Below are 12,643 nucleotides of genomic sequence, written 5' to 3'. Positions count from 1 at the left end.
CTCGGGGGATGACCGCTGTTCTCCTGTCAACCGCGCAGGGCGACCGTGGCCGTCCAGCGTGGGCATGTCGCTTCCCCCGCACCCGGACACAGCAGTGGCCAGGCGCTCACGAGGGACTCGATCGTGTTCTGCTGCCTGCGGCCCAGCCCAGCTCCGCTGGACGGAGGGGTTGTGCACTGCCAGAGCAGTGATCCTGCGCGCGCGAACGCCCGCGGAATTCGGAACCGGACAAGTCTCGCACAGGCACGGCCATCCGTGCAACCCGGGCGTGTCGCGGCAGTCGGCGGCCCCGCAGACGGCGCGCTCGCCCGGAACAGCGGGGTTCTGGCCGGCCTGGAGGCACGGTGCACCCCGGGCGCGTCGCGCCCGTCCGCGAGGTGGTCGGGGAAACCATCGCGGAGCCCCTGGCCCGCCGGTACCGCCCGGTCGACGACGGACCGGTGAGCATCCGGCCGGCCGGTCCGGCGCCGGCAGCGTCGGTTCGGCCGGTGGCCGTCCGGCGCCGGCGTCGGTCCGCGAGCGGGCAGGACACGCCGCGCGGTGAGCGCCGCGTGGGCGTGATCGGTCGTGTCGGGATGCTGAGCGTGACGGATCTCGCCCGCTCGGCTCGGCGCGGCCCGGCCCCGGCCGCTCAGCGCCGCGCCGTGGGACGGCACGTGCCCGCTCGGCGAGGCCGGGCGGGCACGGTGTCGGGTTCCGGGACGGTCCGGCGTCAGAACTCCTCGGAGAGCGGCGGCACGAACCACGGCGGGAACACGGCGACGCGCGGCCCGTGCCCACGATGCTCGGCGAGGAGTGCCTTGACCTGCTGCCGGACGCGGTCGTTCGGCACACCGACCACGGCGACCGAGGAGAACGGCACGCTCGGCCCCGCGAGGAGCTCGAGGTCGTGCATCTCCGGGTCGGTGAAGTCGGTCCGGCGGATGAGGTTCGTCGCGGCCTCGGGCCCGACGGCGAAGCGCACGTCCTCGGCTTCGGCGTCCTGGTCGGCGACGATGACGGACGCCCCGAACGCCGTCACCGGCACGACGAGCACGACGTACTCGGTGGCGCGGGTGCGGCGGGCGGCGTCCGACCAGCGCTCCCCCTCGGCACCGTGGCGGAGCTCGTCCCACCGGGTCGCGTCGGGCGACAGGGTGAACGGGACGTGCCCGGAGACGGGGCCGCCGTCGGGTGCGGATGCCTCGGCACGGGCGGTCCTCGTGGCGGTGGAGCTGACGTCGACGACCGGGGTGGCCGTGTCGGCCGCCAGGATCACGCCGTCGGAGACGATGGACGCCAGGTTGTCGACGTGCGTGGCGTGGTGCGCGCGGAGCGACGCCCACACGCGGGGCTCGGGGAGCTCGGGCGCGGCCGGCGACCGCAGGGACGAGGAGCCCCGGGGCGGCGCGGGGGTGGAGCGCAGGTCGGTGGTGATCCGGGTCCGGCGCGGGGCCGGGGTGGTGGTCGCAGGCACCTCGGCCTGACGCGGGGAACAGATGTCGCAGAGCTCGGTGGGGAAACCGTGGATGCACTCGTCGGTCACGACTGGGAGGGTTCCTTCCGTGCCCGTGTGGGGGTGGTCGGGCACGGTGACCAACCGTACGTCATCTCCCGCCTCTCTGCGGTCACTGTCGGTAGAGCAGGGCACGGACCTCGGACTCGGCCGCGTGCAGCCGCTCGGGGTCGATGGTCTCGCCGTGCTCGTAGGCGTCGAGCAGGCGTGGGTCAATGTAGCTCTGGCGGCACACCGTCGGCGTGTTCCCGAGCTCCTCGCTCGCGGCCTTGACCGCGTGGGACACCGCCTTCTTCCGCTTGGCCTGGGTCGGCTGCGGCCCGGTCTTCGCCAGGTCGACCGCCGCGGAGACGGTCCCGTGCAGCGTCCGGAAGTCCTTCGCGGTGAACTCGTCGCCGGCGCGCTCCTTCACGTACTCGTTGATGTCCTCGGCCGCCAGCGGCTCCCACTCCGCGCCGCGTTCCGCCCGGAACGAGAGCAGCCGGGCGTTGGGCCCGCGCCGCTTCATGCCGGCGATCACGCGGGCCAGGTCGTGGTCGTGGATCGTCGAGGACCACTCCTGGCCGCTCTTGCCGGGGAAGTCGAGCTCGATGTCGTCGCCGGACACGTGCGCGTGCGCACAGAGCAGCGTGGACAGCCCGCGGCTGCCGTGCTCGGTGGCGTACCGCTCCGAACCGACCCGCAGCGACCCCTGGTCGAGCATACGGAAGGCGGCCGCGAGTGCACGCCGGCGGTCGGGCTCCGGCCGGCGGAGGTCCTGCGTCACCATGCGGCGCGCCGACGGCAGCGACTCCGCGAGGGCGAGGGCGCGGTCGTACTTGATCCGGTCCATGCGCTCGCGCCAGCCCGGGTGGTACATGTACTGCCGCCGACCGGCCCCGTCGATGCCGGTCGCCAGGATGTGCCCGTTGTCGTACGGCGAGATCCACACGTCGTCCCACGCGGGTGGGATGACCAGCTCGTCGAGCCTGTGCCGGACCTCCTTGTCGGCGACGGTCGCGCCGTCCGGGTCGCGGTACGAGAACCCCTTGCCGCTGCGGACACGGTGGTACCCACGGCCGTTGGTCGCGGAGCGGCGGAGACGAGTCACCATGACGATGGTGCCCGGTCGCACCTGTGACCGACCCCCGGGAACGACGGAGCGGGGCCGAGCCCGAAGGCCCGACCCCGCTGACGCACTGTCTTCCGGAGAACCGGGAGTTACTTGACGATCTCCTCGACCGTACCGGCGCCGACCGTACGACCACCCTCACGGATGGCGAAGCGGAGGCCGGCCTCCATGGCGATGGGCTGGATCAGCTCGACCGACATGGCGACGGTGTCGCCGGGCATGACCATCTCGGTGCCCTCGGGCAGCGTGATGACGCCGGTGACGTCCGTGGTGCGGAAGTAGAACTGCGGACGGTAGTTCGCGTAGAACGGGTTGTGACGACCGCCCTCTTCCTTGGTCAGGATGTACGCGTTCGCCTTGAACTCGGTGTGCGGCGTGACCGAACCCGGCTTCACGACGACCTGGCCGCGCTCCACGTCCTCGCGCTTGAGGCCACGGATGAGCAGACCGGTGTTGTCACCGGCCTCGGCCTTGTCGAGCAGCTTGCGGAACATCTCGATGCCCGTGACCGTGGTCTTCTGCGTCGGGCGGATGCCGACGATCTCGACCTCGGAGTTCAGGTCGAGCGTGCCACGCTCGACACGACCGGTGACGACCGTGCCACGACCGGTGATCGTGAAGACGTCCTCGATCGGCATGAGGAAGGGCTGGTCGGTGGCGCGCACCGGGTCCGGCACGTTCTCGTCGACGGCGGACATCAGGTCCTGGACGGACTTGACCCACTTGTCGTCGCCCTCGAGCGCCTTGAGCGCCGAGACCTGCACGACGGGGGCGTCCTCGTCGAACTCCTGCGAGCCGAGGAGCTCACGGACCTCGAGCTCGACGAGCTCCAGGATCTCCTCGTCGTCGACCATGTCGGACTTGTTCAGCGCGACGACGATGTACGGGACGCCGACCTGGCGGGCGAGCAGGACGTGCTCACGCGTCTGGGGCATCGGGCCGTCGGTGGCGGCGACCACGAGGATCGCGCCGTCCATCTGGGCCGCACCGGTGATCATGTTCTTCACGTAGTCGGCGTGACCAGGAGCGTCGACGTGCGCGTAGTGGCGCTTCTCCGTCTGGTACTCGACGTGCGAGATGTTGATCGTGATGCCGCGGTCGCGCTCCTCGGGAGCGCTGTCGATCTGAGCGAAGTCACGGGCCTCGTTGAGGTCCGGGTACTGGTCGTGCAGAACCTTGGTGATCGCCGCCGTGAGCGTGGTCTTGCCGTGGTCGACGTGACCGATGGTTCCGATGTTGACGTGCGGCTTGGTCCGCTCGAACTTGGCCTTGGCCACTGTGGGTCCTCCTCAGGACTCGGAGAGCATGCCCCCGGTACTCGACCGTTGGCGTGCAGGGTGTGTGTCTAACTGTACTTGGTGGCGAGGGGCCCGTCGCCGGGCACCCTCGCCTGTGGAGAGAACGCCGGAGCGTTACTCTCCGCTGTTCTTCGCGATGATCTCCTCGGCGACCTTGGCCGGGACCTGGCTGTAGGTCTCGAAGGTCATCGAGTAGACCGCACGACCAGAGGTCTTGGACCGGAGGTCCCCGACGTAGCCGAACATCTCGGACAGCGGAACGCTCGCGCGGACCACCTTGACGCCCGAGGCGTCCTCCATCGAGGCGATCTGGCCACGACGGGAGTTGAGGTCACCGATGACGTCGCCCATGTACTCCTCGGGAGTACGCACCTCAACGGCCATGATCGGCTCGAGGATGGCGGGACCGGCCTTGCGGGCGGCCTCCTTGTAGGCGATCGAACCGGCGATCTTGAACGCCATCTCGGACGAGTCGACGTCGTGCGCCGCGCCGTCCTTGAGGATGGCCTTCACGCCGACGGTCGGGTAGCCCGCGAGGATGCCGACCTGCATGGCGTCCTGGATACCGGCGTCGACCGACGGGATGTACTCACGCGGGACGCGACCACCGGTGACGGCGTTCTCGAACTCGTAGACCTTCTCGGCCGTGACTTCCATCGGCTCGAGGGCGATCTGCACCTTCGCGAACTGGCCGGAACCACCGGTCTGCTTCTTGTGCGTGTAGTCGTAGCGCTCGACGACCTTGGTCAGCGTCTCGCGGTAGGCCACCTGCGGCTTGCCGACGCTGGCCTCGACCTTGAACTCGCGCTTCATGCGGTCGACGAGGATGTCGAGGTGGAGCTCGCCCATGCCCTTGATCGTCGTCTGACCGGTCTCGGCGTTGAGCTCGACGCGGAACGTCGGGTCCTCTTCGGCGAGCTTCTGGATGGCCGTGGAGAGCTTCTCCTGGTCGGCCTTCGTGTTCGGCTCGATGGCGACCTCGATGACCGGCTCCGGGAACGTCATCGACTCGAGGACGACCTGGTCCGACGGGTCGCACAGGGTGTCACCGGTGGTGGTGTCCTTGAGACCGATGACCGCGTAGATGTGGCCGGCGGTCACGTTGTCGACCGGGTTCTCCTTGTTGGAGTGCATTTGGAAGATCTTGCCGATGCGCTCCTTCTTGCCCTTGGTCGAGTTGATGACCTGGGCACCGGACTCGATCGAGCCGGAGTACACGCGGACGTAGGTCAGACGACCGAAGAAGGGGTGCACCGCGACCTTGAACGCCAGGGCCGAGAACGGCTCGGTGGCGTCGGGCTTGCGGATGATCTCCTTCTCCTCGTCCTTGACGTCGTGGCCGATCATCGGCGGCACGTCGAGCGGGGACGGGAGGTAGTCGATGACCGCGTCGAGCATCGGCTGGACGCCGCGGTTCTTGAAGGCCGAGCCACAGAGGACGGGGTAGACCTCGGAGGCGATCGTGAGCTTGCGGATCGCGCCCTTGATCTCGTCCTTCGAGAGCTCCTCGCCACCGAAGAACTTCTCGAGCAGGGCGTCGTCGGTCTCGGCGACGCGCTCGATCAGCTTCGCGCGGTACTCCTCGGCACGGTCCTTGAGGTCCGCGGGGATCTCCTGGACCTCGTACTGGGCGCCCATGGTGACGTCACCCTTGGCATCGCCCGGCCAGACCTTGGCGTGCATCTCGATGAGGTCGACGATCCCGACGAAGTCGTTCTCGGCACCGATCGGGAGCTGGAGCACGAGCGGCTCCGCACCCAGGCGGTTCACGATCGTGTCGACGGTGAAGTAGAAGTCGGCACCGAGCTTGTCCATCTTGTTGACGAAGCAGATGCGCGGGACGTCGTACTTGTCCGCCTGACGCCACACGGTCTCGGACTGGGGCTCGACGCCCTCCTTGCCGTCGAACACGGCGACCGCACCGTCGAGGACGCGGAGCGAGCGCTCCACCTCGACCGTGAAGTCCACGTGACCGGGGGTGTCGATGATGTTGATCTGGTTGTTGTCCCAGAAGCAGGTCGTCGCGGCCGACGTGATCGTGATGCCGCGCTCCTGCTCCTGCGCCATCCAGTCCATCGTCGCGGCGCCGTCGTGCACCTCACCGATCTTGTGCGTGATGCCCGTGTAGAACAGGATGCGCTCGGTGGTCGTGGTCTTGCCGGCATCGATGTGCGCCATGATGCCGATGTTGCGGACCTTGTTCAGGTCGGTGAGCACGTCCTGTGCCACAGGTTCCTCCGGAAGAGTTGTAGGAGAGGTTGGCGGCCGGGCGGGCGCCGACGGTTCATGACCGCCGACGCCCGACCGGTGCCGGGACGACCAGCGCCGGACTTACCAGCGGTAGTGCGCGAAGGCCTTGTTCGACTCGGCCATCTTGTGCGTGTCCTCGCGGCGCTTGACCGCGGCACCGAGACCGTTCGACGCGTCGAGGATCTCGTTCATGAGACGCTCGGTCATCGTCTTCTCGCGACGGGCCTTGGCGTAGGAGGTCAGCCAGCGGAGCGCGAGGGTGTTCGCGCGGTGCGGCTTGACCTCGACCGGGACCTGGTAGGTCGAGCCACCGACGCGGCGGCTGCGGACCTCGAGGGTCGGACGGACGTTGTCGAGCGCCTTCTTCAGCGTCGCGACGGCGTCCTGCTGGTTCTTGGCGGTGACGCCCTCGAGTGCATCGTAGACGATGCGCTCGGCGAGGCCCTTCTTGCCGTCCAGGAGGATCTTGTTGACGAGCTGCGAGACGATCGGCGCGCCGTACACCGGGTCGGCGACGACGGGACGCTTCGGGGCGGGACCCTTACGAGGCATCTACCTCAACCCTTCTTTGCGCCGTAGCGGCTGCGAGCCTGCTTACGGTTCTTGACGGCCTGGGTGTCCAGGGCACCACGGATGATCTTGTAGCGCACACCGGGGAGGTCCTTCACACGACCGCCGCGGACGAGCACCATCGAGTGCTCCTGCAGGTTGTGGCCCTCACCGGGGATGTAGGCCGTGACCTCGGTGCCGTTCGAGAGCTTGACACGAGCGACCTTGCGCAGGGCCGAGTTCGGCTTCTTGGGGGTGGTGGTGTAGACGCGGGTGCAGACACCACGCTGCTGGGGGTTCGCCTTCAGTGCCGGCGCCTTGGTCTTGACGACCTTGGGCGTGCGACCCTTGCGAACGAGCTGCTGGATGGTAGGCAACTGTTCTCCTGGTTCTTCGCTCGTGCTCTGGCCGACGCGGTCCGTCGGCTTCCTCATCCCACGCTGATCACCGCCTGACGGCGGAGGAGAGACGGTGGGATGGATCGACCCCGGTACGGTCTCGTCGAGGTCGACGAGCGTGGGCCGGGATTCCGGGCGCGCCCGAGGGCGCACACCCGGTAGAGACTACCCGCGTCACAGGGCGAAATCAATCCGGGCGCGTCGCCCGTGGAGGCCCGTGGTGACGCCACGGGCGGACACCGGCCCGGTGCGGGCGGGCCGACCCCCGACCGGCGACCGGCGACCCCCCGACCGGCGACCGACGTGCGGCGACCACCGACCGGCGTGACCGGACCTGGGTCGGCGACCCGCGCCTCCCGTCCGACGGACCGACCACGCGGTGTCCGGAACCGGCCGCGCGTCGGGGCCGTCCTGCGGACCGCCGCCGGTCAGGACCCCGAGTCGGATGCGCCGTTGCCGATCGCCGACTCGAACGTGGCGCCGGAGTCGGAGAAGCCCGAGATGTACCCGCTGGCGTTGACGTTCATCGGGCCGGCCGAGGCGGTGCCCACGCCACCCGGTCCCGAGATGTCCGCGGTGTAGGTCGCCCGGCCAGCCTTCGTGGTCGAGACCGCCCAGCCGCGTGCCAGCCAGCCGCCGACCGTCACCTCCGGTCGCTGCTCGAGGGACCACTTCTGGTTCGAGTAGGTGTACGCGGGGTCCTCGCCGTAGGCGTAGAAGCTGCACCCCGCGGGCGCCGCGTCGGTCGATGCGACGCATCCGTCCACCCACCGGTCGACGGCCTGCTGCGCGGCCTGCTGCCCCGCGTCGGTGAGCGACGTGGTCATCGCCACCGGCGCGGACCCCGCCGCACCGAAGCCGGCCACCCGCGCCGAGCCGTCGTCGGCCGTGAACCACTTGCCGCCGTCGACCGTGACCGGGTAGGTCCCGGGCAGCGCCGCGAGCCGTGCCGTGCCGTCGCGGGAGGTCTCCACGCGCTCCCCCGCGACCTCGACCGCGGTGCTCGCCGGCCCCTCGACCGACACCTCGACCCGACCGAGCTCCGGCGCCTCGAGCTGCCAGACCGGGAAGACGCCCCAGTCGGTGTCCGTCCGGTCGAGCGTGAAGGTCGTCGGCAGGTCACGCCCGTCCTGCCGCAGCACCGCCTGGACCGTCGCGGTGTCGCCGTCCGTCCGCGTCCCCGCGATGCGGTACCCGGTCACGTGGTCCGAGGCCTTCGCGTACGCCGCGTCGGTGAGCAGCACGTCCTGGTCGTCGTGGTCGATCCCCGCTGCGTCGAGGGCGTCGGTGACGCGACCCGCCGTCAGGTCGTCGAGGAAGGCCCGGACCGGCCGGTCCGCGGCGTGCGACGACGACTGCACGGTCCACCCGACGACACCGGTCACGGCGAGCAGGAGCACGACCGCGCCGCCCGCGACGATGCCGACGAGCGTGCGCCGACGCAGTCGCCGGCGGGGCCGACCGGCCGCCGCGGGGGTCGGGACGGGGGCAGCGGGCTCGCGGGTGCCGCGGATGCCGTCGACGTGCGGGACCGCGGCCCACCCGTCCGGATGCTGGTCGGTCATGGGTCCCCCGTCGTGCTGCGTGCCTGCTCCGGGATCCTACCGCCGGCGGGGGTTCCGGTCCGGTGGCGCGGGGTCGCCGGTCGGCGCGGGATCGCCGGTCGAGCGCGAGGTCGCCGGTCGGGCGCGGGGTCGCCGGTCAGGCGCGGTCGTGGTCCGGAGCCGTGCTGGCGGTCGACGTGCCGCGGGCCTGGTGCCGCGCGGCCGCGATCCCGCCGACGACGCACAGGAGCGCGACCACCACGGAACCGACCACGAACGGGCTGAGGGCGGAGCCCGCGGGGAAGACGAGCAGCTCCGTGCCGTCGCCCCGGACGATCGCGTACCCGACGGAGCCGACGCCGAGCATCACGAGGTACGTGCCGGCGGCGGCGACGAGGCCCGTCACGCCGGGGTTCCCCTCGCGGATGCCGGCGGCCGTCGCGAGGAACACGACCACGCTGGCGCCGACCACCATCGCGGGGCCGAGGTAGGGGCTCGCGTCGGGCTGCGGGATGGCCTCGACGTCGGCGAGCAGGGCCTCGAAGCCCGTCACGGCGATGACGAGCGCGATGAAGAGCACGGACGTCATCGTCGCCACCAGCCATCGGGACATGGCACGAGCGTACTGCCGGCAGGGGCGTGCGGGCCGGACGCCGCGGTCGGTCGCCCGCGCGCTGGTCAGCGCTGCGCGGCGTCCTCGCGCTGGGGTGTCGGCTCCGGGTGCTCCTGCGTCCCGTGCTCCGCGTGCTGCTGCGCGGCGGCCACGAGCGCGAGCGCGATCGTCGCCGTGATCACCGGGACGGACTCGGTCATCGGTGCGGCGGGGGCGGCGACGGCGTCGGTGTCGGTGTCGGCCTGGAGGCGCGGCGCGGGTCCGGCGGCGTCGGTCGCCTCCGCCTCGTGGTCGCGGAGCGCGGGGCCCACCACCGGCAGGACCGCGGTCGTCGCCGGCGGCTCGGTGTGCAGGACGACGTGCTCGGCAGCCGCGGGCACCTGCGTCGCACCCTTCCTGGTCAGGCGACGGACTCGCACCATCTTCACCAGGACGACGACCGCGATCACGGCCCAGACGCCGTTGACGATCGTCGACGGGATCGCGTGGTGCGCCGCGACGTTGATCGCGACGGACAGTCCGCCTACGAGGTTGAGCACCTGGTACAGCGGCCCGTTCGGGATCTTGCCCAGCGAGAAGAGCAGGTAACCTGCGAGAACGGTTACGGCACCGAACCAGCCGAGGAACTCCACGATTCCGACCAACACGCGCGACTCCGGGCACGACGAGGAACGGCCGTCCTGAGGCGACCGTCCGAGAGGGGGGTGAGCAGCCGCGAGTGCGGCGTCGGCAGCATCGTAGGCACACCGACGGGTGTCGCGGAAGTGGGTGCGGCGTGGCGCGGCGCACCCACTTTGCGGGGTGGTGTCTCAGCCGTTCGCAGCGGGGTCCGGGCTTGCCGTCGAGGACGCTCCGGCGGTCCGGTCGAGCACGTACACGGACCCCCCGAAGGTCCAGGTCGCGGTCGTCCCGGCACCGCCGTCAGCGCCGGTCTTCTGCGCCGAGCTGATCGTGGTGATGAGGAACAACCGGCCACTTGCCTGCACGCCCTTGACGAAGGCAAGGGCCTGGTCGAAGGTGCCGTCCACCGCGACCGTGACCGGGACGATCGAGAGGTTCTGCGCGGTGATCGACGGGTCGGTCACGACGTGCGGTGCGGTCGGTGACGTCGCCGCGGCAGTCGTGGGAGCCGGTGTCGCCGTAGCGCTCGGAGCGGCGGTCGCAGCGCTCGCCGACGATCCGGACCCCGTCGCGTCCGCTGCCGGCGGAGCGTAGGCCGTCCCGTCACTCGCGGTGAAGGACGAGACCTGCATGCCGCTCGCCTCCGCGACGCCGTTGAGCTCGTCGATGAACGACGACAGCGACGCCTTCGACGGGATCGAGGTCTCGAGGGCCGCGAGCTCCCGGCGCATCGACGGAAGCTGCGCGGCCTGCTGCCGGAGCCGTACGAGCTCCGCACGGCTGGTGTCGTTGGTCTGCTCGACGGTCGACGTCTGCTCGTGGGCGGCAGCTGTCTGGGCGAGCTGGGGCTGGACGGCCAGGAAGAACCCGCCGACGGCCACGACGACCATCGAGAGCACGGCGAGGAGCAGGCTGAGGCGGTTGCGGGACATCGGTCAACCCTTCGCGGCGTCGGCAGCGTACCTGCCGTCGAACGCTCGTTCGTCGAGGTGGATGGTCATGTTGACGGAGTACCCGCTGCCGTCGTCGGCCCGTGCCACGGAGTTCGCGTTCGCGTCGACGAAACCCGTGACGCCGCTCACGGCGGTCAGCCAGTCCGGGATCGACGGCAGGACGGCGCTCTTCGCGTCGAAGGTCAGCGTGGCGATGCGCTGTCCCTGCAACGGGTCGTCCGATTGTGCGTACTGCGCTGTGGGCGACGCCGAGTCGATGGTGACGCCCGTGATCTCGACGCCGCTGGGCAGTTTCGACCGCACGGACTGGAGCGTCGTCGACCAGTCGATCTCGGTCGATCCGCCGACACGTTGCGCGGCCTCGAGCAGTGACGACTCGGACTCGGCGGCCCGCACGTCGCCGAACTGGCCCTGCTGCTGCGCGAGCGCGGTCGTCTCGCCCTGTGCGGCTGCGAGCTCCTGTTCCGCCGCCATGCGCTCCATGGTCGCCCAGCCGGCGACGATGCCGACGCCGACCGCCACCACGACGACGCCGGCCCAGACACGACGGACGAGCTGGCGGTGCCGTCGGTCCGTGTGCACGACGGCCGGCAGGAGGTCCACCCGGGGCGGCCCACCGATGACGAGTCCGCGCGTGACGCCGGCCGACGGAGTCCTGGCACCCTGCGGGCGCTGGCGCCCGGAACGGCCGCGCGGTCCGGGAGCCCCCGTCGATGTGGACGTCCCGTCGATGATCTCGGTCATGCTGCACGTCCTCCGACGGCCAGGCTCCAGGCGACGGCGATCGACGTCGAGCGCTCACGGAGCAGTTCGGGCGTGACGCCGCGCGCGGTGCGTGCCGACACGAACGGGTCGCCGATCGCCACCGGGAGCCCGGTGACGTCGCCCAGACTCTCGCGGAAACCGGGCAGGGCGGCGCCGCCACCCACGGCGACGATGCCGCGGACGGCGTCGTCCGGACGGGTGCTGGCGTAGTAGTTCACGGTGTTGCGGATGCTCATCATCAGCTCGCCGACGGTCTCGCGGATCACGCCCACCGCTCGGGCATCGTCCGGCGTGAGCGTCCGGCCGACCACGCCGAAGTGCCGCTTCACGGCTTCCGCTTCGGCGACCGGGATGTCGAGACGGCTCGCGATCGTCTTCGTCACGTCGCCTCCACCGGTGGGGATGATGCGGACGAACCGCGGCACGCCGTCCCTGACCACGACCACCGAGGTGGTGTTCCCGCCGCAGTCCACCAGGGCGACGGTCCCGGCTCCGGCGACCCGCGGCGCGAGGACCCGCGTCAGCGCGAACGGGATGAGGTCGACGCCGACCGGCCGCAGCCCGGCGAGCTCGGCCGCCCGGACGTTGGCCAGGACGGCGTCCTTGATGGCCGCCACGAGCAGGCCGTGCACGACCGGACCCGCATCGCTCACGGCCTCTTCGGTCGGGTAGAAGTCGAGGATCGCGTCGCCCACCGGCACCGGCAGCATGTCCTGCACTTGGAACGGCAACGACTCACGGATCTGCGCGAGCGGCGCCTTCGGTACGGTGAGGTCGCGGGACAGCACCCGCTGGTTCCCCATCCCGAGCACGACGTCCTTCGTGCGGAAGCGCCCGATCGACCAGAGTTCGCGGAGCGCGGCGGCGACCGTGTTCGCCTCGAGCACCTCACCCTGCTTCGTCGCGCCGACCGGTACCGGGACTTCGGCGACCCGGGTGATGATCGGCTGCGCCTTCTCGGTGTCGGCGACCTCGACGGCTCGGATCGTCTCCGAACCCATGTCGATGCCGACGATGTTCTTCGCCATGTCGTTCCTTCCGGGGAA

The 12,643-nt window shown here is 70.6% G+C and carries 12 protein-coding genes; all 12 read right to left on the bottom strand.

Features of this window, described 5'->3' with window-relative positions; genetic code table 11:
• Positions 1-712: 712 nt before the first annotated feature.
• Positions 713-1,525: a DarT ssDNA thymidine ADP-ribosyltransferase family protein gene (locus tag Cus16_RS16045; protein ID WP_189319582.1), complete on the bottom strand. Its 813-nt coding sequence runs from the start codon at positions 1,523-1,525 to the stop codon at positions 713-715.
• Positions 1,526-1,607: 82 nt separating this feature from the next.
• The gene (locus Cus16_RS11520; RefSeq protein ID WP_069712882.1) at positions 1,608-2,588 is read right to left on the bottom strand and encodes a DNA topoisomerase IB; all 981 of its coding nucleotides are present in this window, start codon (positions 2,586-2,588) and stop codon (positions 1,608-1,610) included.
• 107 nt (positions 2,589-2,695) lie between these two features.
• On the bottom strand, positions 2,696-3,883 hold the full coding sequence (gene tuf, locus Cus16_RS11515) for an elongation factor Tu (RefSeq protein WP_069712802.1): 1,188 nt from the start codon (positions 3,881-3,883) through the stop codon (positions 2,696-2,698).
• A gap of 135 nt (positions 3,884-4,018) precedes the next feature.
• Positions 4,019-6,133: an elongation factor G gene (fusA, locus tag Cus16_RS11510; protein ID WP_069712801.1), complete on the bottom strand. Its 2,115-nt coding sequence runs from the start codon at positions 6,131-6,133 to the stop codon at positions 4,019-4,021.
• Between the two features lie 102 nt (positions 6,134-6,235).
• Entirely contained in the window at positions 6,236-6,706 is a 471-nt protein-coding gene (gene rpsG, locus Cus16_RS11505; protein ID WP_058742332.1) for a 30S ribosomal protein S7, read from the bottom strand.
• Between the two features lie 5 nt (positions 6,707-6,711).
• Positions 6,712-7,080 carry a 30S ribosomal protein S12 gene (gene rpsL / locus Cus16_RS11500; protein ID WP_058728453.1) on the bottom strand — a complete coding sequence of 123 codons (369 nt, stop codon included), beginning with the start codon at positions 7,078-7,080 and terminating at the stop codon, positions 6,712-6,714.
• A gap of 449 nt (positions 7,081-7,529) precedes the next feature.
• Positions 7,530-8,666 (bottom strand): hypothetical protein, encoded by a 1,137-nt coding sequence (locus Cus16_RS11495; RefSeq protein WP_069712800.1) that lies wholly within the window; start codon positions 8,664-8,666, stop codon positions 7,530-7,532.
• A gap of 136 nt (positions 8,667-8,802) precedes the next feature.
• Positions 8,803-9,258 (bottom strand): DUF6121 family protein, encoded by a 456-nt coding sequence (locus Cus16_RS16715; protein ID WP_189319581.1) that lies wholly within the window; start codon positions 9,256-9,258, stop codon positions 8,803-8,805.
• 65 nt (positions 9,259-9,323) lie between these two features.
• Complete coding sequence (locus Cus16_RS11485) at positions 9,324-9,905, bottom strand: CBU_0592 family membrane protein (protein ID WP_141718951.1); 582 nt, start codon at positions 9,903-9,905, stop codon at positions 9,324-9,326.
• A gap of 162 nt (positions 9,906-10,067) precedes the next feature.
• The gene (gene pilO / locus Cus16_RS11480; RefSeq protein WP_069712797.1) at positions 10,068-10,811 is read right to left on the bottom strand and encodes a type 4a pilus biogenesis protein PilO; all 744 of its coding nucleotides are present in this window, start codon (positions 10,809-10,811) and stop codon (positions 10,068-10,070) included.
• Positions 10,812-10,814: 3 nt separating this feature from the next.
• Entirely contained in the window at positions 10,815-11,576 is a 762-nt protein-coding gene (locus Cus16_RS11475) for a hypothetical protein (RefSeq protein WP_083263918.1), read from the bottom strand.
• Positions 11,573-12,625 carry a type IV pilus assembly protein PilM gene (gene pilM / locus Cus16_RS11470; protein ID WP_069712796.1) on the bottom strand — a complete coding sequence of 351 codons (1,053 nt, stop codon included), beginning with the start codon at positions 12,623-12,625 and terminating at the stop codon, positions 11,573-11,575. Before pilM ends, Cus16_RS11475 begins: the two co-directional genes overlap by 4 nt.
• Positions 12,626-12,643 lie beyond the last annotated feature (18 nt).

The sequence above is a fragment of the Curtobacterium sp. ER1/6 genome, from assembly GCF_001742745.1.
Taxonomy (GTDB): domain Bacteria; phylum Actinomycetota; class Actinomycetes; order Actinomycetales; family Microbacteriaceae; genus Curtobacterium; species Curtobacterium citri.
The sequence above is the reverse complement of the archived record's forward strand: the minus strand, read 5'-3'. Positions and strand labels throughout refer to the sequence as shown.